Here is a 21734-nt window from a genome sequence, read left to right as displayed (position 1 = left end):
GGCAGCGTCAGGGTCCACAAACAAAGCGCAAACGGCTTCTGCCCTTGCCGACCGCATCGCGAATGGGGTGCCGGTGCCGCACGTATTGACGCGCCCCGAAACTGACAAGGGCTCACGGATGATCGAGGTATTGACGCAGGCTGCACTTGATGCCGGGCAAGCCATTATGGCAGTGCACAAGGCCGGCCCAAATGTCTCCTATAAGAACGACTGTTCGCCGGTAACGGAGGCCGATCAGCGGGCGGAAACGATCATTCTGGAAGCGCTGGCGCGCAACTTTCCCGATATTCCAGTTATTGCGGAAGAAGCGGTTTCCAATGGTGCCGTTCCAGAGATTGCCGAGCAGTTTTTTCTTGTCGACCCGCTGGATGGAACGAAGGAATTCATCGCCGGCAAGGACGATTTTACCGTCAACATCGCGCTGATCCGCAATGGCGTTCCTGTTGCGGGCGTTGTTTACGCGCCTTGCCGGGGACAAGCGTGGACCGGTGAAGAGCAAATTGCGGAGAAGCTGACGGTGTCAACGGAAGGTGCGATTGAAGCGCGCCATGCCATTCGCGCCCGCATGCGTGCGGCCTCACCAGTGGCGCTGATCAGCCGTTCGCATTGTACTGCAAAGACGGAAGCCTTCGTGGCCGAACATGGTCTCAAAGATTGTGTTTCGGTTGGCTCGTCGCTTAAGTTCTGTCTTCTGGCGGAAGGTGTGGCCGACATTTATCCGCGTTTCAGCCGTACCATGATGTGGGATACGGCTGCAGGCGATGCGGTGCTGCGTGCCGCCGGTGGCAGAACGCTCGATTGTTCAGGTCGTCCGCTTGCCTATGAGGTGAGGGGCGAAGGCGAGGATGCGCTTGCCAATCCGGATTTCATTGCCGAGGGCATGACGGCTTAGGTATCGCCCAAGTCTTGAGGCTTATCCCCGATGCAGGATGTGAGCTGCCTTTACCGCCGCTGACGCACGGTTTTCGACGCCGAGTTTGACGTAGATCTGCTCCAGGTGCTTGTTCACGGTACGCGCGGAGAGACCGAGAATATCGCCGATATCGCGGTTGGATTTGCCCTTGGCGATCCACAAGAGCACCTCGGATTCGCGGGCCGTCAGCGCAAAATGTTCTTTCAGAAGATGATCGCCCGATTTCTCGTTCGCGGCTGTCAGACGAAACAGATGTTCGTCCGGTCCCATGGCCCCAAGAAAAGATAGCTGCAGGGCAGGGCGTCCGGCTTGCGTTATCGTCAAAGGCGTATCGCGGCCTGTGTCGACAGTGGCCCGATCGGCAAGCCAGCCGGCGATATGGCTGACGATGATCTCAAGCCCGTCATCGCGACCGGTCGCGGCATTGACGAGCCGTGTCGCTTGCGGTGTAGACCAATGGATAGCACCGCTGGCGCGTACCGCAAGCAGATGGCGACCAGCGGCGTCGAGCGCCACGCGGGCGCTTTGTGCCGAGCGGGCGTTCGAAAGATGAACGCGGATACGGGCACGCAACTCATCGATGTTGATCGGTTTGGTCAGATAATCGACGCCGCCGGACTCCAGCGCTCGCACGACATGTTCGGTTTCGGTCAGTCCGGTCATGAAAATCACCGGCACTTGTGCCACCGCAGCGTTGGACTTCAGGCGGCGGCAGGTTTCGAAACCGTCCATGTTCGGCATGACGGCATCGAGTAAAATGATGTCTGGCGTAATACGCTCGGCAATGTTCAGCGCCGCTTGCCCCGATGTTGCAATCAGTGCCGAGAAGCCGGACTGCTCCAGGGCTTCGGTCAGGAAACCGAGAGCTTCCGGGCTGTCATCGACCAGAAGCACGATATCTCTGGGGTGCGCCGTCGACGGTTCGCTCATGCCTTGCGTTCTTTCCTGTTTTTGTCCCCGTCTTCGAAGCCGCTGAGGAAATCCGCATATCCGGCGAGATCGAATGCCTGCACATAGGCTCCCAGCTCCTCCGTAAAGGGCCGGTTGTCTTCATTGCGGGCAAGGTCGGCAAGTTTTGCTTCGATGCCGCGTATGTAGCCGATTTCGCCGAGGCGCTGCAAATCCTGAATATGGATCGCGCCAGGGTTGATGACTGGCGCCCTGATCGGTTTTTCCAGCACGGTTGGTGGATCCGTCTCATAAATCCATTTCAGACCGAGGTGGACGGCAAGCTTGTCGCAAAGCTGGCGGATGTCGACCGGCTTGGCGATGGCGTCGTTGTGGTTGTCCTCTCCCGCACCGGCAATCGCCCCATCGCCGATATTGGCCGAGAGCATGATGAGAGGCGCTGTCTGCCCGGCATCACGCAGCTTCGACACCAATTGCCAGCCGGTCATGCCAGGCATGGAAATATCGATGAGAAAAAGGTCGGGTTTGACGCCTTCAATCAGGGTGAGGCATTCCGGCCCGCTCTGTGCGGTCAGGACCACGAAATCCAGCGGTACAAGCACTTCCCGCATCAGCTCGCGATGATCCTCGTTGTCATCAACCACAACGATGGTGCGGCGAGGTCCGGAATAGGAGCGGATGGTTTTTTCCGCTGCCGGTGCAGTGCTTGGTCGATCGATGGCTGACAACATCAGCCGGACGCGGAAAGTCGACCCCTTGTCTTTCTCGCTTGCCACGGCGATTTCTCCGCCGAGCGTATTGGTCAGAAGCTGGGTGATGGTCAGACCAAGGCCGAGCCCCGGCATGGGACGAACGCTTTCGGCCTCACCACGCTGGAAAGGTTCGTAGATGCGGCTCAAATCCTTTTCGGCAATGCCGCGCCCGGTATCTGTTACCGTGAAGGTTGCCACCTGATTGCGATAAGCGACATCAAAGGTGACGACACCTGCGTCGGTGAATTTGATGGCATTCGAAAGCAGATTGACGAGGATCTGGCGCAGGCGTTTTTCGTCGGTTCGGACATATTGCGGCAAGCTGCGGGCGCGCTCATGCTTGAATTCCAGGCTCTTTGCCTGTGCCTGCGGGCGAAACATATCGACGATCTGGTCGAGAAAATCCTGAATGTTGATTTCGTTGGAATAGACCTGCAGACGGCCTGCTTCGATCTTCGAAATGTCGAGCAAACCATCGATCAGACCGGACAGATGATCGGCAGAACGCCTGATGACCCTGATTGCGGATTGACGTGGCGGAGGGATTGTATCGTCGCGCTCAAGGATTTGCGCGTAGCCCAGGACGGCATTGAGAGGTGTTCGCAATTCGTGGCTGAGGCCCACAACGTAACGGCTCTTGGCGCGGTTTGCGGCTTCGGCCGTTTCCTTGGCATCCTGAAGAGCGGCGTCGGTTTTTTTGTGTGCGGCGATTTCTTTCAGCAGCAACGTGTTCTGTCGTGACGATTCCTCTTCCGCCACCACCCGGCTGTCATGGGCGAGAACCAGGAACCAGCAGACGATCCCGGCAATGACGGCGAACACGAAAAAGACGATGAGGATGGTGCGGTTCACCACGTCAGCCGTTGCCGGAGAGGCGGTGCCGACCTGATGGGCGATCAGCGCCAGAATGACGCCGATTGTCGTGACGGCGATGGCGGCCGCCATGGCGTATCGCCCGAGCCGCGTCGCCAGTTTTGCCACCAGATCATCCGGCAGAAAGGACTTCGCGACGGTGGCGACCTGATAATTGAGCTTGGCCTTCGGCTTGCACATATCGTGGCAACGACTGTCCAGCGAACAGCACAACGAACAGATGGGTGCGGCATAGGCCGGGCACCATGCCATGTCTTCTGGCTCGAATGGATGTTCACAGATCGAACAGGTGATCGAGCTTTCCTCATGCCACTTCTGCCGTGGCTTGCGGGCCAGGTAGAATTTTCCGTTCGTTCCCCAGGCAATCAGTGGCGAGGCGATAAACGCGACAATCAGAGTGAGGTAGGGGGCAAGCGAGGCGACGACACTACCGAACACACCAAAATGCGCCATCAAGGCAATGGTCGCCGAAAGCGCCATAGAGCCGACGCCGACCGGATTGATATCGTAGAGATGAGCGCGCTTGAACTCGATACCGGGTGGGGCGAGGCCGAGCGGCTTGTTGACGAAAAGATCGGCCGAAATGGTGCATAGCCAGGCCATGGCGATGATGGAAAAAATGCCGAGGGTTTCTTCCAGCAGACGGTAGATGCCGAGTTCCATCAGCAACAGGGCAATCGCCACGTTGAACACCAGCCACACGACGCGGCCCGGATGGCTGTGGGTGAGGCGGGAAAAGAAGTTGGACCAGGCAAGTGAGCCCGCATAGGCGTTCATCACATTGATCTTGAGCTGAGACACCACGACGAAGGCGACCATGAGCAGCATTGCCGCCGTGTGATTGGGGATCATGTAGCCGAAGGCAGTCAGATACATTTGCGCAGGATCGGCGGCACGGTCGACGGAGATGCCGGAGCTGAAGGTCAAGACCACGAGGAAGGATCCGGCCAGCAGTTTCGGAACGCCCACGAGCACCCAGCCGGAGCCGGCCAGGAACACAGCGATGCGGTGACGCAACCGGCTCTGGCCTTCGGCGGGCAGGAAGCGCAAAAAGTCCACCTGCTCGCCGATTTGTGACATCAGCGCCAGAATGACGGCAGAGGCTGCGCCAAACTCGACGAGGTTGAAGGGAGCCACGGTTCCGGGCGGTCCTGAGGCATGATGGATGCCGGAAAATGCACGCCAGAGGTCGAATTTCTCCCAGTCCATGACGGCGATGAAGATGAACGGCAGGATGTTCAGCACGATCCAGAAGGGTTGGGTAACGATCTGAAAACGGCTGATGAGGCGCACGCCGTGGGTGACGAGCGGAATGACCATGACGGCCGAAATGATGTAACCGATCCAGAGCGGAATACCGAGCGCCAGTTCCAGCGCACCAGACATGATCGACGCTTCGATGGCGAACAGCATGAAGGTGAAGGCGGCGTAGATCAGCGAGGTAATCGTTGAGCCGATGTAGCCGAAACTTGCACCGCGCGTCAGCAGATCGATGTCGACGCCATGGCGGATGGCGTAGCGACTGATCGGCAGTCCAACAGCGAGCATGGCGATGGCTGCGACGACAATCGCATAAAAGGCATTCGTCGTGCCGTAGGAAAGAGTGATGGCCCCGCCGATAGCCTCCAGTGCGAGAAAGGAAATCGCGCCGATGGCTGTATGCGAAATGCGGTTGGACGAAAACTGACGTGCGCTCTTGGCCGTGAAGCGCAGGGCGTAGTCTTCCAGCGTCTGGTTGGCGACCCAACGGTTATATTCGCGCCTGACGGGAATGATGCGTTGCCGTGCGGCCATGCCTAAAAACCAGCGCTCTTTCGAAAGTGATGTTCAATTGTGCACTTTCGAGCGAAAGGGCCGTTTTTGCAAGGGAATACCGCGTCAGAGCCGGACCGACATGCCGCCGTCCACTGTCAATACGTGGCCATTGACGAAAGAGGATGCGTCGCTGGCCAGAAACAGCGCCGCGCCGGCAATTTCATCAGGTTTGCCCCAGCGTTCCAGCGGGACGCGCAGCTTAGCAAAAGCGATCATTTCAGGGTTCTCGGCAAGTGCGGCGTTGGTTTCTGTGGCGAACATGCCAGGCGAGATTGCATTGCTGGTGATGCCCTGCGCGCCATACTCTACAGCGATGGAGCGCATCAAACCTGTGAGGCCCTGTTTGGCGACGGGATAGATCGCGTCTCCAGGTCTGACCATGTAGCCAAGGATGGAGGTGATCGTGATGATGCGCCCGTAAGCCTTTGCCTTCATCGCTTCGGCAGCATCGCGAGACAGCGAAATGGAAGAGGTAAGGTCGGTGCGGATAAGATCTAGCATATCCTCGTCATTGAACTCGGCCAGAGGGCGGCGGTCGCGTGCACCGACATTGTTGACGAGAATGTCGAGATGTCCGGCCTCGTCGACGACGCGCCGAACGAGGTTGCCGCCTTCCGCCGTGTCGGCAATGTCGAAAGCGGCATAATCGGCCTTGCCGCCTGCTTCACGAAGGGAATTGACCGCCGTCTCCAGCGTCTCGACACTGCGACCAGTCAGCCAGACATGGGCGCCAGCTTCAGCAAAGGCCTTGGCGATTTCGAAGCCGAGGCCGCGTCCGCTGCCGGTGATGATCGCTGTGCGGTTTTCAAGGGAGAATTTCCGGAGAATGCTCATCGTTCACCTTCCTGTATTGCGGGCCCGTATTGCGGGAATTTTCCAGCGCGCAGGATACGCTGCCGCAGTGAACTGGCGAAAGGTCACCTCGCGGCTCAGCCGTTCGATTGAACTGTTCCGTAAAGGACTGATGCCTTTTTGTGCTCTTGTTTTAAGGAAAAACGATGAGCGCTGGCGCTCCAGGAGTAGGCGGTGTGCGCATGACGCAAAAATGGCGTCGTCTCGTTTGAAGACGACGCCATTTTTTGTTTATCAGGCAGCAGCCGACTTTGCTGTCGGGACTTCCGCGATCGTCTTCAGAACGATGGAAGCGATCTGGTACGGGCAACCCTGAGAGTTCGGACGACGGTCTTCAAGGTAGCCCTTGTAGCCGTTGTTGACGAAGGAGTGCGGGACGCGGATCGATGCGCCACGGTCAGCAACGCCGTAGGAGAACTTGTTCCACGGAGCCGTTTCGTGCTTGCCGGTCAGACGCAGGTGGTTGTCCGGGCCGTAAACGTCGATGTGCTCTTTCCAGTTCTTGGAAAACGCAGCCATGAGGGCTTCGAAGTATTCCTTGCCGCCAACTTCACGCATGAACTTCGTGGAGAAGTTGCAGTGCATGCCGGAGCCGTTCCAGTCGGTGTCGCCGAGCGGCTTGCAGTGGAATTCTACGTCGATGCCGTACTGTTCGCACAGACGGAGAAGCAGGTAACGTGCGATCCAGATCTGGTCGGCGGCGCGCTTGGAGCCCTTGCCGAAAATCTGGAATTCCCACTGACCCTTGGCCACTTCGGCGTTGATGCCTTCGTGGTTGATGCCTGCTTCGAGGCAGAGGTCGAGGTGCTCTTCAACGATCTCGCGAGCAACCGAACCAACGTTCTTGTAGCCAACGCCGGTGTAGTACGGGCCCTGCGGAGCCGGGTAACCCTGCTCAGGGAAGCCGAGCGGGCGGCCGTCCTGGTAGAAGAAGTATTCCTGCTCAAAGCCGAACCATGCGTCTTCATCGTCAAGGATGGTTGCGCGGCTGTTGGAAGAGTGCGGGGTAACGCCATCAGGCATCATGACTTCGCACATGACGAGAGCGCCGTTCGTGCGGGCCGGGTCCGGGTAGATCGCAACAGGCTTCAGTACGCAATCCGAGCTATGGCCTTCAGCCTGCTGGGTGGACGAGCCATCGAAGCCCCAAAGCGGGAGCTGCTCGAGCGTGGGGAATTCGTCGAATTCCTTGACCTGCGTCTTGCCGCGCAGATTTGGTACCGGCTTGTACCCGTCGAGCCAGATGTACTCGAGTTTGAACTTAGTCATTACGAACCTCTCATAGGTAAAAATGCGAAGCCTTGAGGCCCCCGGTGCTTTCGCCGCCGGAAGCCGCTCTCGCGATCAAGGGCTGCCGGGATAGATGCATGTTGCGTGCCAGATTGGTGTTGTTTGCCGATTTTTTCGAAAAATCTTTCTGGTGCCGATCTGGAAAATGCCGATGCCACATCGCCGCCGAGGTAATGCTGCGCCGCAGCAAGCAAAAACACCCCTTATGATTCATGAGTGATTTCTTATGCATAGGCCTGGCGTCGGCTGCAGAACGGCTGCTGCGGCGCACAGATTGGCGGTTCGTTCGTTCGTTTGGCAAATGCCTTGAAATCCGGCGCTTCTGGAATGGTTTTTCTTGCCGGAGTGGCGATTAATGCCTATATTTTTCGCAACGTGATTTTTTTTTAATCAAGTGGAGCGAATCCGAGGCTCGGAAGTTTGCTTCATCAGCGAAGCGCTTCGATGCAAAGAAAGTGAGAAGTTCGAAATGGCGACCGGCTTTCATCGTGAGACTGCAACAATCTATCAATTCCCCGTTGGCGGACGCGCAGGCGTTTCCAAGTTTCGAAAGAGCGGTTTGAGCGCTCTTGAGGAAGAAGCAAGGGCGCCGCACATCGATTTCGGCTCGTGGTATCACGACGAGGCGATCCGGGACGAAGAGCGAAACGACAAACCGCACGCCTGATCGCAGTTAAACCGATTTCATTTGTAAGCCGCGCGGCCTCCGGTCGCGCGGCTTCGTCTTTTGTTGCTGCACCTTTCGCCACCCCACCTACGTCAATTGACGTATACGGTTTCGCGTCTGCGAGATCGATAGTCTCCTCCAGCGGCGGTCTCAAGCGCTGCCGATGCCCATAGAGGCTAAAACAAGGAGAGGGGTTCTTCCGATGACATTTAGAAAAACGCTGACTGGCGCATTGCTCGGCGCCATTCTGTCCACCACGGCGTTCCACGGCGCATTTGCTGCCGATGACACGATCAAGGTGGGCGTTCTGCATTCTCTTTCCGGCACCATGGCAATTTCCGAGACGACGCTGAAAGACGCCATGCTGATGCTCATCGAAGAGCAGAACAAGAAGGGCGGCGTTCTGGGCAAGAAGCTCGAAGCTGTGGTGGTCGACCCCGCGTCCGATTGGCCTCTGTTTGCTGAAAAGGCTCGCCAGCTCATCAGCCAGGACAAGGTTGCCGCCGTCTTCGGTTGCTGGACGTCTTCGTCGCGCAAGTCCGTTCTTCCGGTTTTTGAAGAGCTGAACTCCATTCTCTTCTATCCGGTACAGTACGAGGGTGAGGAATCCTCGCGCAACATCTTCTACACCGGTGCCGCTCCGAACCAGCAGGCCATCCCTGCCGTTGATTATCTCGCCAACACCGAAGGTGTCGAACGCTGGGTTCTGGCCGGTACGGACTATGTCTACCCACAGACGACCAACAAGATCCTGAAGGCCTACCTGATGTCCAAGGGCGTCAAGGAAGAGGACATCATGATCAACTACACGCCATTCGGTCATTCCGACTGGCAGACAATCGTGTCCGACATCAAGAAGTTCGGTTCTGCAGGCAAGAAGACCGCGGTGGTTTCCACCATCAATGGTGACGCCAACGTGCCGTTCTACAAGGAACTCGCGAACCAGGGCATCAAGGCCGAAGACATTCCTGTTGTTGCCTTCTCCGTGGGTGAAGAAGAGCTTGCCGGTCTCGACACATCGCCGCTGGTCGGCCATCTGGCTGCCTGGAACTACTTCCAGTCCGTCGACGCTCCAGTCAACGCCGAGTTCATCAAGACCTGGCACGCGTTCACCAAAAACGACAAGCGCGTGACCAACGACCCGATGGAAGCTGCCTATATCGGCTTCAATGCCTGGGTGAAGGCTGTCGAGTCTGCCGGCACGACCGATACGGACGCTGTTCTTGACTCGATCATCGGCGTTTCGGTTCCGAACCTTTCGGGCGGTTACTCGACCGTGATGCCGAACCACCACATCACCAAACCGGTCCTGATCGGCGAAATTCAGGCTGATGGCCAGTTCGAAGTCGTTCAGGAAACGCCTGCCGTGGTCGGCGATGAGTGGTCGGACTATCTGCCTGACTCCAAGGACCTGATCTCGGATTGGCGCAAGCCGATGTCCTGCGGCAACTTCAACGTTGCGACCGGCAAGTGCGGCGGCAAGGGCAGCTGATCTGATTTCGAATGCATGCAGAGAGGCGCGCCAAAGCGCCTCTCATTCCAATGACCTGCGGCATGAGTCGTGGGCCGCCACTCCGGTTTCAGACCGGAACCCAGCAGCCGTGCATCTGCGCGGCTAACGGAGTTTGCCGGATCAGTTCAGGCATGGCGGAGAGAAGTAAAGCTGCCTTCCAGACGGGAGGGCATCCAAGGGGGACTTGGGACTATGTTTCTTCGTGTGTTGACCTTTATCGGCATGCTGATGTGTCTGGCCATGCCGGCGGCGGCGCAGAGTGAGCCGAAAGCGCTGATCGATGCGCTCGGGACGGCGGATTTCAAGCAGGCTGAAACATTGATCGGCCAGATTGCCGCCAGCGGAGATCCGCGCGTCGTCGCACCGCTTGAAGCCTTTGCTGCGGGTGATCTCTATCTGCGAAAGGCCGACAACGCAGTCTTCATGGTCAAGACAGCTGGTGCAAATTTCACGCTGATCGATCCGCTTTCTGGCGAGAGTGCGGGTGAAGCCCCCAAGGCCGCCGTTACCAAGGTCAAGGTCAACAACAATCTGCGCCGCGTCATTCGCGCGGCACTTGGCGGTCTGACGCTGCTGAGCCCGCAGAAATCCGTGCGGCTTTCAGCAGCGGATGCGGTCCTGAAGGCGCCAAGCGCAGAAAATCTCGAATTGCTCGATGCCGCCCTCGCCAAGGAAACGGATGCAGAGGTGCGCGCCCGCATGGAAGAGGCGAGAGCGGTTTCGTTGCTTTCCTCCGACCGTCCCGCCGACCAGAAAAAGGCCGCAATCGAAACCATCAAGAACATTGGCGGTCGCGATGCGATCAGCATTCTCATGGCCGCATCATCTTCCGTCGATGCAAGTCTGAAACCCGATATCGATGCTGCAATTGCGGGCATCGAAGGTTCGCTGGCCTTTTGGGATAATGTTCAGAACGTCTGGTACGGTCTGTCGCTCGGTTCCGTGTTGCTGCTCGCGGCGATCGGTCTTGCCATCACCTTTGGTGTGATGGGCATCATCAACATGGCGCATGGCGAAATGGTGATGATTGGCGCTTATTCGACCTTCATGGTGCAGGACGTCATCCGCTCCAATTTTCCTGGCCTGTTCGATTGGTCGCTGGCAATTGCGCTGCCGGTTGCGTTTCTTGTCACTGGTGCCATCGGCCTAGTCATGGAACGCGGTGTTATCCGCTTCCTCTATGGGCGGCCACTGGAAACGCTTCTCGCGACCTGGGGTATTTCGCTTATCCTCCAACAGGGTGTCCGTTCGATCTTCGGCCCGACCAACCGTGAAGTTGGCAGCCCGAGTTGGATGTCCGGCTCCTTCAGCATCGGTTATCTGAACTTCACCTGGAACCGCGTGTGGATCGTCGCCTTCTCGTTGTCGGTGTTTTTCGCGCTGCTCATGTTGCTGAAGCGTTCGTCCTTCGGGCTCGAAATGCGTGCCGTGACCCAGAACCGCCGTATGGCATCATCGATGGGTATCAAAACCCCTTGGGTCGATGCCTTCACCTTTGCACTCGGATCAGGTGTCGCCGGGCTTGCCGGGGTTGCTCTTTCCCAGATCGACAATGTGTCGCCAAACCTTGGCCAGAGCTACATCATCGACAGCTTCATGGTGGTGGTGTTTGGCGGCGTCGGCAATCTTTGGGGTACGCTGGTAGGTGCGCTGTCGCTTGGGGTCTTCAACAAGTTCCTGGAGCCGACTGTCGGTGCGGTACTCGGTAAAATCCTCGTGCTCGTCCTCATCATCCTGTTCATCCAGAAGCGGCCGCGCGGTCTCTTCGCACTCAAGGGAAGGGCAATCGAAGCATGATTACCGGCTTCCTCATCAAAGCGCTCGACCGGCGCATCTCCATCGCCATCGGCATCATTCTGGCCGTCGCGCTGCTCATTCCGGCATCAAACCTGCTTTTGCCTGCAGATCACCCGCTGCATGTACCGACTTATATCATGTCGATGCTCGGCAAATATCTCGCCTATGCGATGCTGGCGCTGGCGCTCGATCTGGTGTGGGGCTACTGCGGCATTCTTTCGCTTGGTCACGCCGCCTTTTTCGCGCTCGGCGGTTACGCCATGGGCATGTATCTGATGCGCCAGATCGGCACCCGCGGTGTTTATGGTCACCCCGTTCTGCCCGACTTCATGGTGTTTCTGAACTGGAAGGAACTGCCCTGGTTCTGGCATGGCTTCGACATGTTCTGGTTCGCAGCGCTGATGGTGCTGGTTGTGCCTGGGTTGCTTGCGTTCGTGTTCGGTTGGTTTGCCTTCCGCAGCCGTGTCAACGGTGTCTATCTATCGATCATCACACAGGCCATGACCTACGCGCTGTTGCTTGCCTTCTTCCGCAACGACATGGGATTCGGCGGCAATAACGGCCTGACGGACTTCAAGGATATCCTCGGTTTTTCGGTGCAGGCGGATGGTACGCGCGCCGTACTCTTTGCGATGACGGCGATCATGCTTGCGGTTTCGCTGCTGATCGCAGCCGGCATCGTCAATTCCAAGTTCGGCAAGGTGCTGGTCGGTGTGCGCGATGCGGAAAGCCGCGTCCGTTTCCTCGGCTTTCGTGTCGAGAACATCAAGCTCTTCACCTTCGTCGTCTCGGCGATGATCGCCGGCATCGCCGGTGCACTGTTCGTGCCGCAGGTCGGCATCATCAATCCCGGTGAGTTTTCTCCAGCCAACTCCATCGAAGTGGTAGTTTGGACTGCCGTCGGTGGTCGCGGGACCTTGATCGGGCCGATCATCGGTGCGGTGCTGGTCAATGGCGGCAAGAGCTATTTCACCGGTGCATTTCCTGAATTCTGGCTGTTTGCGCTCGGTGGTCTTTTCATCGCAGTCACATTGTTCTTTCCCAAGGGCATCGTTGGCACCATCCAGCATTACTTGGCCGGGCGGCGGGAAAAGCGTCTGGTCGCAAAGCGGCAGAGCGAAAGCGACGCGGGCAACGATGACGCCGCAGCAGTCACGCAGCAGGCTGCGGAGTGAGGTTGATATGAACACGATTTCCGAAAACCGTTCGAAAAGCCTGCTTTATCTCGATGGCGTTTCCGTATCCTTTGATGGCTTCAAGGCACTGAACTCTCTGTCCTTCGTGGTCGAGCCCGGCGAGCTTCGTGCCATCATTGGCCCGAACGGTGCCGGCAAGACGACGATGATGGATATCATCACCGGCAAGACCCGCCCTGACACAGGCACTGTGCTTTTCGAAGACAGCGTTGACCTGACGAAGAAAGACGAGGCGGATATCGCTCAGCTCGGTATCGGGCGAAAATTCCAGAAACCGACCGTGTTCGAAAGCCATACGGTCTGGGACAATCTGGAACTGGCACTGAACCGCAAGCGCGGTGTGTTCGCCACGCTGTTCTATCGGCTGACGGATGAGGACAAGGCGCGTATCGAGGAAATCCTTGCGACAGTGCGTCTTGGACATCGTCGCAACGACCTGGCGGCCAATCTTTCGCACGGTCAGAAACAGTGGCTCGAGATCGGTATGTTGCTGGCGCAGGAGCCAAAACTGCTTCTGGTGGATGAGCCGGTCGCAGGCATGACCGATGCGGAAACGGCCGAGACAGCCGTGCTTCTGAAGGAGATCGCAAAGACCCGGTCGGTGGTCGTGGTTGAACACGACATGGGTTTCATTCGTGAGCTTGGCGTGAAAGTCACATGCCTTGCTGAAGGCTCCGTGCTGGCCGAGGGATCGATCGATTTTGTCTCGAACGATCCCAAGGTGATCGAGAACTACCTGGGGCGCTGATATGCTGAACGTCGAAAACATCAATCTTCACTATGGCGCAGCCCAGGCGTTGCGCGGCATTTCGCTCAATGCGGAAATGGGCAAGATCACCTGCGTTCTGGGACGTAACGGGGTCGGGAAAAGTTCGCTGTTGCGGGCCGTCACCGGTCAACACGCCATCAGCGCCGGATCGATCAGCTTCGGAGGTGAAACACTGAACGGTCTTGCTCCCTACCAGCGGGCCAAGCGTGGTGTGGGTTATGTTCCGCAAGGGCGCGAAATCTTCCCGCTGTTGACCGTTCAGGAAAATCTCGAAAGCGGCTATGCGCCGTTGCCGCGCAAGGAGCGCTTCATTCCCGACGATATTTTCAGTTTGTTTCCTGTCCTGCAATCCATGCTGTCCAGACGCGGAGGGGATTTGTCCGGGGGCCAGCAACAGCAGCTCGCCATCGGCCGGGCGCTGGTAACGCGTCCGAAGATCCTTGTGCTGGACGAACCGACAGAAGGCATTCAGCCGTCGATCATCAAGGATATCGGCCGGGCGATCAAATATCTTCGCGACAGCACCGGTATGGCGATCCTGCTGGTCGAGCAATATCTGGACTTCTGTCGTGAGCTTGCCGACTATGTCTATATCATGGACCGCGGCGAGATCGTGCATGAAGGGTTGGCTGAGACGCTGGATACGCCGGAAGCACGACGTCACCTGACAGTATAAAGTTGCCTTGAAATCATCGCCCGCTGATCACGCTATACAAACGGGCGATTAATATTTTGAAAGACTATGCAGCTCTGCATAGCTTTCATGCGCAATTTTTGCATTTTATTGAAGAACAGCCTGTGTTATTGGCAGCGCAAATGCTGCATGCGAGACACAGAGATAGTCTATTCGCACGCTGCGACAGTTGATCCCTTACATTCCACGCACGTCCGACGTATCGTCGGGGAACTGTGCCCAATAAAGGCGTGTCAATGAATCTAGACTTTGCAGTTGTCCGGTCCGCCCGGCTGTTCCGCTCCGTTCGTACTCTCGCCATCGGTCTTGCGATTTGCGCAAGCACAGGTGTCGCAGCGTCGGCATCGACCTGCGGTCAGGTTCCCGGACCCGGTATGAAACCGGGTCGACATGACTTTTCCATCCTGTCCAATGGCGCAGAACGCCAGGGTGTCTATTTTGTTCCATCCGCTTATGATGGAAACAAACCGCTGCCGGTGGTTTTCGATTTTCACGGTTCCAACAGCAACGCGAATGGTCAGCTTGACCGCAGTGGCTGGGACAAACTGGCCGAGCGTGACGGTGTTGTCGTTGTTGCATTGCAGGGCAGCCTGAATGGCGAGTTGCCGGGCACCCATGCCTGGAATGTTCCCGGTGTTACGAAACGTCCCGGCGGCTTGGATGAAGTCTCCTACATCAACGATGCGATCGCCATGGTGAAGGGCAAGTTCTGCGTCGACGAGGAGCGTTTCTTCGGTTCGGGTTACTCCGGTGGCGGACGCATGCTGTCGCAGTTCCTTTGCAATGGCAGCAACGATTTTTCGGCCGCAGGATTTGTCGCGTCGCTGCGCGCCGGTTATCCGGTCGAGGCAGAGGGCAAATGGGCGCCAGATGCGGCAAGCTGCAAGCCTGCCCGGCCTATGTCGATCATTGCGTTTGCGGGAACCAAGGACCCGGCCAACCCCTATCAGGGCGGTGGCAAGGCCTATTGGCAATATGGTGGTGAAACGGCGCTGAAACGCTGGGCGGAGCTGGATGGCTGCAAGGGCGGCGCAAAAAGCAAATCCGGCGAAAGTTTCATCGTCAATTCCTATGACGTATGCAAGTCCGGCGCGCGTATCCATTCCTATGTCATCGACAATTGGGACCATGCCTGGCCGCGCGCGACCATGAAAGCGGAAGTGCTGGCGGCATCCGCCATCGTGACCCGCAAGCCGGGCGCCAGCGAACCGACCCCGACGGTCAAGGCCGAAGCTGCGGTCGAGCGCAAAATGCCCACAGGTGAGGTAACGCGAACGGTTGATGCGGCTGAAAGAATGTGGGATTTCTTCCGTAATACGGAAGGGCAACTGGTGGTGGATGCGGTCGTGAAAAAAGACTGCGTTGCGAAGGTGGTTTCCGCTTCCGCAACCACCCCGGAGACATCGTGCAGTCAGAGCAGCAAAGCATCCGCCCTTCCGGCCAGCAAGGCAGTGAACATGCCCCTCAACAACGCGCCCGCGGGCGAGGACGCATTGTAACAAAGGCGGTCGAAGGACGCAGCCGTCTTGACGAACTGTTTCAGGAAGGCTGCGCCAAGATCCGCTTGCCGGATACCTTTTCGAACGAGATCGAGGCAATCCTCATCAATTCTTCCGGTGGCCTGACGGGTGGCGACCAGATCGAATGGCAAGCGGTAGCCGCTGGAGGCACGTCGCTGGTGGTGACGACCCAGGCCTGCGAAAAAGTCTACAAGGCATCGTCGGGTACTGCTGCCGTCACTGCCCGCATGTCTGCAGGCCCAGGTGCAAAGCTTCACTGGCTGCCGCAGGAAACAATCCTTTTCGATCAGTCATCGCTGACCCGCAGGCTGGAAGCGGATCTTGACGCATCCGCCGAGTTCATAGCCGCCGAGGCCGTGCTGCTCGGTCGCCAGGCGATGGGAGAGGCCATGAATACTGGCCTTTTCCGTGACCGCTGGCGCATTCGCCATGGCGGACAGCTCGTTCATGCCGAGGAATTGCTGCTTGATGGCGATATTGCTGACCTGACGGCCAAAGCTGCCGTGCTGTCCGGCCAGGTCGCCTTCGCAACGATCCTCTATATCGGTCCGCTTGCCGAATCTTACCTGACAAAAATCCGCGACATCATTGGCGATCATGGCGGGGCGAGTGAGTGGCAGGGCAAGCTTGTTATCCGCGTTTCGGCAACCGACGGCTTCTCGCTCAGAAAAATACTCTTCCCGGTCATTTCGCTCTTGCGAAATGGCGCGTCAGTGCCGAAAGTCTGGAATCTGTAAAGCTTCATATTTTGGGACGACGATGAACCTTAGCCCTCGAGAAAAAGACAAGCTTCTGATTTCCATGGCCGCCATGGTGGCACGGCGCCGGCTGGAACGCGGCGTGAAGCTGAACTATCCGGAAGCCATTGCGCTGATTACCGATTTCGTTGTGGAAGGCGCGCGTGATGGCCGGGCCGTGGCGGATTTGATGGAGGCCGGTGCGCATGTGATTTCGCGCGCTCAGGTCATGGAAGGCATTGCCGAAATGATCCACGATGTTCAGGTGGAAGCGACGTTTCCCGATGGCACAAAGCTTGTGACAGTGCACGAACCCATTCGATAAGGAGCCGCCATGGCGCTGGAACTTCGGCCCAATTGCGAATGCTGCGATCGCGATCTCCCGCCAGAGAGCCCGGACGCGATGATCTGCTCTTTCGAATGCACCTATTGCGCCGATTGCGCGGCCGGCACTCTCTCCGGCATCTGCCCGAACTGCGGCGGTGAACTGGTTCGCAGACCAATTCGTCCCGCTGCCAAGCTTGTCAACAATCCGGCCTCGACCAAACGTGTTTTGAAGGCGGAAGGTTGTGTGCCGGTTCGGGCGGCCTGAAATAAAAAAGTCGCTTGAGACAAAAAGGGGAACACCATGATACCAGGCGAAGTCATTGCCGCTGAAGGCACCATTGAACTCAACGCCGGTCAGCCGACTGTGACGATTGCTGTCGCCAATACGGGTGATCGCCCGGTGCAGGTCGGCAGCCATTATCATTTCGCGGAGACCAATGCTGGTCTCGCCTTTGATCGCGACAAGGCTCGCGGTATGCGGCTGGATATTCCTGCCGGCACGGCGGTTCGTTTCGAGCCTGGCCAGAAACGCGAGGTTACGCTGGTTCCGCTTTCGGGAAAACGGGAAGTGTACGGTTTCCGCCAGCAGGTTATGGGGAAACTCTGAGATGGCGACCGCTCATTATCATGGAAGTTGCCAGTGCGGTGCGGTCAGCTTCGAGGTTGATGCCGATCTTGACCACACTGTTGTCTGCAACTGCTCGCGCTGCAAGCGCCTCGGTTCCACGCTCGCTTTTGCGCCGAAGGACAAGTTCACCCTGCTTTCTGGCGAAGGTAAGCTGACGGAATATCTCTTCAACAAACATCATATCCATCATCTCTTTTGTTCGACCTGCGGGATTGAAAGTTTTGCTTACGCTGACGGGCCGGATGGAACTCCGATGGTGGCAGTCAACGCGAATTGTCTCGATGGTGTCGATCCGCGCGCGTTGAAACCGCAGGCGTATGATGGCGCCTCGTTGTGAGGTGAAAGCCATGAAACGTTTGATGCACGGCTTTGCCGTAACCACGATGCTGTTCGTTGTCGATGGTGCATCCTTGCCTGCTATGGCTGAGGAAGCGCTTGATTGTACCGCTCCGCAAACGCAAAGCGCCATGACCATGTGCGCCGGTCAGGACTACGACAAGGCCGACAAGGAACTGAACGCCGAATATCAGAAGCTGCGCAAGGTTCTTGCCGAGCGCGACAAGGTTGCCGATGCGGCCGGAAAAGGCGCGACCGAAGCCCTTGTTGCCGCGCAGCGTGCCTGGGTCGCGTTCCGCGATGCCAATTGTGATTTCCATGGGTTTCAGGCCCGAGGCGGCACGATGGAGCCGATGCTGATTGCCTCCTGCCTCGCCGATATGAGCCGTGAACGGGCCACGGAATTGCGCCAACTTTCGGAAGGTTTCTGAAGTTATGGCGCGGCGCATCATGATCGTTGGAAACGGAGAGATACCACGTGGAGCGGCCGATTTTATCGACCTTTCCGATGTGGTCATCCGCTTCAACGATTGCCGTTCAGTCGGACCGGGTGGCAATCGTACCGACATCGTTGCCGTCTGCAACACCGGTCGTCCTGGTAAAGCGATGACGGAAAGTGCCGAGTGGCGCAACAATGACAGCGTAAAACAGGCATCTGCGATCTGGTCGGTTCGCGATCCCGCGAAATTTTCCGACATGGAACCCGAGATCTTGAAGAACTGGCCGGAACTGGCCGATTTCTGTGCCGATTATAGCGCTGGTTTTGCGGCCTTCGCTGAGGAAGCCGGCAAGGCCCATATTGTTATCCCGCGTACCGTTCACGAGCGGTTAGATGCGGCCTTGCAGGCTTATTTGCCCGAACCTTACGTCTGCCCGAGTAGCGGCATGGTTGCCATCGCGCATGTTCTGGAAGAAAGCCGAACCTCCGATGATGAGGTTGCGATTGTCGGTTTCGGCCATGAAGGCTGGAGCCTGCACCCATTTGCCGCCGAACGACAACTGGTCGATGCCCTCACCCATGAGGGACGACTGATCCGAATTTCCGATACATCGATTTTCTCCGCGTCTGAAGGAGCCTGAGCCCATGCCTTACAAGATTTCCCGTGCCGCCTATGCCAGCATGTTTGGCCCGACCGTCGGCGACAAGGTTCGTCTTGCCGATACCGAACTGTTTATCGAGGTCGAGAAGGATTTCACGACTTATGGCGAGGAAGTAAAGTTCGGCGGTGGTAAGGTCATTCGCGACGGTATGGGCCAGAGCCAGGCGACGCGTGGGGAAGGGGCGGTTGATACCGTCATCACCAATGTCCTGGTCGTCGATCATAGCGGGATCTACAAGGCAGACGTCGGCCTCAAGGACGGTCGCATTCATGCTATCGGCAAAGCAGGCAACCCCGACACCCAGCCGGGCGTAACGATTATTGTCGGCCCTTCGACCGAGGCGATTGCGGGCGAAGGCAAGATACTGACGGCCGGCGGCATGGACGCGCATATCCATTACATCTGCCCGCAGCAGATCGAAGAAGCGCTGATGAGCGGCGTCACGACCATGCTGGGCGGCGGCTCCGGTCCCGCGCATGGTACGCTTGCCACCACCTGCACCGGCGCGTGGCACATCGAGCGCATGATCGAAAGCTTCGATGCATTCCCGATGAACCTCGCGCTGGCCGGCAAGGGCAATGCCTCTCTGCCTGCGCCGCTCGAGGAAATGATTCTGGCTGGTGCCTCCTCGCTGAAGCTGCATGAGGACTGGGGTACAACGCCTGCGGCCATCGACAACTGCCTGACGGTTGCCGATGCTTTCGACGTGCAGGTCATGATCCATACCGATACGCTGAACGAAAGCGGTTTCGTTGAAGACACGGTTGCCGCCATCCGGGGCCGCACCATCCACGCCTTCCACACCGAAGGTGCGGGCGGCGGTCACGCGCCCGATATTATCAAGGTGTGCGGCAATCCGAACGTCATTCCGTCTTCGACCAATCCGACGCGGCCCTATACGGTCAACACGCTGGCGGAGCATCTCGACATGCTGATGGTCTGCCACCACCTGTCGCCATCGATCCCGGAAGACATCGCATTCGCCGAAAGCCGAATCCGCAAGGAAACCATTGCCGCTGAAGATATCCTCCACGATATCGGCGCATTTTCGATCATTTCCTCCGACAGCCAGGCCATGGGCCGCGTCGGCGAGGTGGCAATCCGCACCTGGCAGACGGCCGACAAGATGAAGCGCCAGCGTGGCCGCCTCAAGGAAGAAACCGGCGAGAACGACAATTTCCGCGTTCGCCGCTATGTCGCGAAATACACCATCAACCCGGCTATCGCACACGGTATCTCTCACGAGATCGGTTCGATCGAGGTCGGCAAACGCGCCGACCTGGTATTGTGGAACCCGGCGTTCTTCGGCGTGAAACCGGACATGGTTCTTTTGGGCGGTTCGATTGCGGCGGCGCCCATGGGTGATCCGAATGCTTCGATCCCGACGCCGCAGCCGATGCATTACCGGCCGATGTTTGCCGCTTACGGCAAGCTGCGCACCAACTCTTCCGTCACATTCGTCTCGCAGGCATCGCTTGATGCCGGTCTCGCCCAGCGTCTCGGTGTCGCCAAGAAGCTACTGGCGGTAAAGAACGTTCGCGGTGGTATCTCCAAGGCATCGATGATCCACAATTCGCTGACCCCGCATATCGAGGTAGACCCGGAGACCTATGAAGTGCGTGCCGATGGAGAATTGCTGACCTGCGAACCGGCGACGGTTTTGCCAATGGCGCAGCGTTATTTCCTGTTCTGAGGAATTTTGCGAGCTCGGTCGTTCGCAGAGATGACAATTGTGCATAGCAGTTGTCCGGTGGACGTTTTTTGCGTTTTTTCTGCTGCATCGCAGCAGGTTTTGCGATAAGCGAAGCCCATAAATTCCGCGCGGATTGTTCCCAAGCTCTGCCGCGCTATAACGCCAGACAAGGAGATCAGACATGCTCGGCAAGAAAGTGCCCGCCGTTACCTTCCGCACGCGCGTTCGCGACGAGGCCGTTGGCGGCCCGAACCCGTTCCGTTGGCAGGACATGACCTCGGACGATTACTTCAAGGGCAAGAAGGTCGTTCTCTTCTCGCTGCCGGGTGCGTTCACGCCAACTTGCTCGACCTTCCAGCTTCCCGATTTCGAAAAGCTGGCAGGCGATTTCCGTGCGCTCGGCGTTGACGAAATCTACTGCCTGTCGGTCAACGATGCGTTCGTGATGAATGCATGGGCCAAGGGTCAGAACCTCGAAAACGTCAAGGTCATTCCTGATGGTTCGGGTGAGTTCACCCGCAAGATGGGCATGCTGGTCGCCAAGGACAACCTCGGTTTCGGCATGCGCTCCTGGCGCTACGCTGCTGTCATTAACGACGGTGTCGTTGAGCAGTGGTTTGAGGAAGAAGGCTATTCGGACAATTGCGAATCCGATCCCTACGGCGTTTCCTCGCCGCAGAACATTCTGGAAAGCCTCAAGGCGCGCGCTGCAGCCTGATTGCGGTTTTCCAGCTTTTCGACGGGGCCTGGCAGCAATGCCGGGCCTTTGTCTTTTTGGCGATAATGGTGCCTTGAAATCGGCTTCGCAATCCGCCAAAAATCGAGCCCCAAGACTGTTTCTGAATGGATACATCATGCTGCGCGTCACCTCTTATCTTCCTGCCGGAATCCCTGCCGACGAGCCGTCCGGTTACGTGACGCTTGCCCATGATCAGCGTCATCTTCGCCGCAAGCTTCTGCATCTTCAGAACGATGAAATGGTGATGCTGGATTTGAAGGAAGCGGTGCTGTTTGCCCACGGCGATCTGCTGGTGGTGGAAAACGGCGATCTGGTCGAGGTTCGTGCCGCCGATGAAAAGCTTTTTGAAATCAAGGCCAGGGATCGCCTTCATCTGATCGAACTGGCCTGGCATCTCGGCAACCGTCATCTGGCCGCGCAGATCGAGGACGAGCGTATTCTCATCCTGCGTGATCATGTCATCAGAGCGATGCTGGAGGGGCTCGGCGCCACGGTGCGTGATGTGGAAGAGCCGTTCCAGCCGGTTCGCGGCGCTTACCACGCCCATGGCGGCCATTCGCACGGGCACCATCACGACCATGATCATGGTCATCATCACCACGACCACGGCTGA

General features: G+C 57.8%; 22 protein-coding genes. 18 read left to right on the top strand and 4 right to left on the bottom strand.

From position 1 onward, the window contains the following. Positions 1 to 118 precede the first annotated feature (118 nt). The gene (cysQ, locus tag FY156_12890) at positions 119 to 892 is read left to right on the top strand and encodes a 3'(2'),5'-bisphosphate nucleotidase CysQ (protein UXS03141.1); all 774 of its coding nucleotides are present in this window, start codon (positions 119 to 121) and stop codon (positions 890 to 892) included. Between the two features lie 21 nt (positions 893 to 913). On the opposite strand, the gene FY156_12885 is transcribed toward cysQ, so the two are convergent. From FY156_12885 to FY156_12870, 4 genes are all read right to left on the bottom strand, one after another. Continuing rightward, positions 914 to 1843 (bottom strand): response regulator transcription factor, encoded by a 930-nt coding sequence (locus FY156_12885; GenBank protein UXS02297.1) that lies wholly within the window; start codon positions 1841 to 1843, stop codon positions 914 to 916. Continuing rightward, entirely contained in the window at positions 1840 to 5241 is a 3402-nt protein-coding gene (locus tag FY156_12880) for a response regulator (GenBank protein ID UXS02296.1), read from the bottom strand. The genes FY156_12885 and FY156_12880 overlap by 4 nt, the downstream gene beginning before the upstream one ends. An 84-nt stretch (positions 5242 to 5325) precedes the next feature. Next, positions 5326 to 6096: an SDR family oxidoreductase gene (locus tag FY156_12875; GenBank protein ID UXS02295.1), complete on the bottom strand. Its 771-nt coding sequence runs from the start codon at positions 6094 to 6096 to the stop codon at positions 5326 to 5328. Between the two features lie 252 nt (positions 6097 to 6348). Continuing rightward, positions 6349 to 7383: a glutamine synthetase gene (locus FY156_12870; GenBank protein UXS02294.1), complete on the bottom strand. Its 1035-nt coding sequence runs from the start codon at positions 7381 to 7383 to the stop codon at positions 6349 to 6351. 490 nt (positions 7384 to 7873) lie between these two features. Between FY156_12870 and FY156_12865 the strand changes: the two genes are divergently transcribed. From FY156_12865 to ureE, 17 genes are all read left to right on the top strand, one after another. After that, a complete protein-coding gene (locus FY156_12865; GenBank protein ID UXS02293.1) occupies positions 7874 to 8071 on the top strand; it encodes a DUF2735 domain-containing protein in 198 nt (65 codons plus the stop codon). A 202-nt stretch (positions 8072 to 8273) separates the two neighbouring features. Further along, positions 8274 to 9563, top strand: a complete 1290-nt coding sequence (gene urtA / locus FY156_12860; GenBank protein ID UXS02292.1) for an urea ABC transporter substrate-binding protein — start codon at positions 8274 to 8276, stop codon at positions 9561 to 9563. 213 nt (positions 9564 to 9776) lie between these two features. After that, positions 9777 to 11381 (top strand): urea ABC transporter permease subunit UrtB, encoded by a 1605-nt coding sequence (urtB, locus tag FY156_12855; protein UXS02291.1) that lies wholly within the window; start codon positions 9777 to 9779, stop codon positions 11379 to 11381. Further along, a complete protein-coding gene (urtC, locus tag FY156_12850) occupies positions 11378 to 12556 on the top strand; it encodes an urea ABC transporter permease subunit UrtC (GenBank protein UXS02290.1) in 1179 nt (392 codons plus the stop codon). Before urtB ends, urtC begins: the two co-directional genes overlap by 4 nt. A 7-nt stretch (positions 12557 to 12563) precedes the next feature. Further along, entirely contained in the window at positions 12564 to 13325 is a 762-nt protein-coding gene (urtD, locus tag FY156_12845) for an urea ABC transporter ATP-binding protein UrtD (GenBank protein UXS02289.1), read from the top strand. A gap of 1 nt (position 13326) precedes the next feature. Then, positions 13327 to 14022, top strand: a complete 696-nt coding sequence (gene urtE / locus FY156_12840; protein UXS02288.1) for an urea ABC transporter ATP-binding subunit UrtE — start codon at positions 13327 to 13329, stop codon at positions 14020 to 14022. A 254-nt stretch (positions 14023 to 14276) separates the two neighbouring features. After that, positions 14277 to 15539, top strand: coding sequence for a polyhydroxybutyrate depolymerase (locus FY156_12835; protein ID UXS02287.1), 1263 nt, complete (start codon positions 14277 to 14279; stop codon positions 15537 to 15539). Next, complete coding sequence (locus FY156_12830; protein UXS02286.1) at positions 15446 to 16297, top strand: urease accessory protein UreD; 852 nt, start codon at positions 15446 to 15448, stop codon at positions 16295 to 16297. Before FY156_12835 ends, FY156_12830 begins: the two co-directional genes overlap by 94 nt. A gap of 22 nt (positions 16298 to 16319) precedes the next feature. Continuing rightward, positions 16320 to 16622 carry an urease subunit gamma gene (locus FY156_12825; GenBank protein ID UXS02285.1) on the top strand — a complete coding sequence of 101 codons (303 nt, stop codon included), beginning with the start codon at positions 16320 to 16322 and terminating at the stop codon, positions 16620 to 16622. Between the two features lie 9 nt (positions 16623 to 16631). Next, on the top strand, positions 16632 to 16889 hold the full coding sequence (locus tag FY156_12820; protein UXS02284.1) for a DUF1272 domain-containing protein: 258 nt from the start codon (positions 16632 to 16634) through the stop codon (positions 16887 to 16889). Positions 16890 to 16925: 36 nt separating this feature from the next. Then, positions 16926 to 17231 carry an urease subunit beta gene (locus FY156_12815; protein ID UXS02283.1) on the top strand — a complete coding sequence of 102 codons (306 nt, stop codon included), beginning with the start codon at positions 16926 to 16928 and terminating at the stop codon, positions 17229 to 17231. Position 17232: 1 nt separating this feature from the next. Further along, the gene (locus FY156_12810; protein ID UXS02282.1) at positions 17233 to 17589 is read left to right on the top strand and encodes a GFA family protein; all 357 of its coding nucleotides are present in this window, start codon (positions 17233 to 17235) and stop codon (positions 17587 to 17589) included. A 22-nt stretch (positions 17590 to 17611) separates the two neighbouring features. Continuing rightward, positions 17612 to 18019 carry a lysozyme inhibitor LprI family protein gene (locus FY156_12805; GenBank protein ID UXS03140.1) on the top strand — a complete coding sequence of 136 codons (408 nt, stop codon included), beginning with the start codon at positions 17612 to 17614 and terminating at the stop codon, positions 18017 to 18019. Positions 18020 to 18023: 4 nt separating this feature from the next. Continuing rightward, positions 18024 to 18668, top strand: a complete 645-nt coding sequence (locus FY156_12800; protein ID UXS02281.1) for a Urease operon accessory protein — start codon at positions 18024 to 18026, stop codon at positions 18666 to 18668. A gap of 4 nt (positions 18669 to 18672) precedes the next feature. Beyond that, the gene (ureC, locus tag FY156_12795) at positions 18673 to 20382 is read left to right on the top strand and encodes an urease subunit alpha (GenBank protein ID UXS02280.1); all 1710 of its coding nucleotides are present in this window, start codon (positions 18673 to 18675) and stop codon (positions 20380 to 20382) included. Between the two features lie 181 nt (positions 20383 to 20563). Beyond that, the gene (locus FY156_12790) at positions 20564 to 21100 is read left to right on the top strand and encodes a peroxiredoxin (GenBank protein ID UXS02279.1); all 537 of its coding nucleotides are present in this window, start codon (positions 20564 to 20566) and stop codon (positions 21098 to 21100) included. 136 nt (positions 21101 to 21236) lie between these two features. Continuing rightward, on the top strand, positions 21237 to 21734 hold the full coding sequence (ureE, locus tag FY156_12785; protein ID UXS02278.1) for an urease accessory protein UreE: 498 nt from the start codon (positions 21237 to 21239) through the stop codon (positions 21732 to 21734).

It is taken from the genome of Agrobacterium tumefaciens (genome assembly GCA_025559845.1).
Classification (GTDB): Bacteria; Pseudomonadota; Alphaproteobacteria; order Rhizobiales; family Rhizobiaceae; genus Agrobacterium.
The sequence above is the reverse complement of the archived record's forward strand: the minus strand, read 5'-3'. Positions and strand labels throughout refer to the sequence as shown.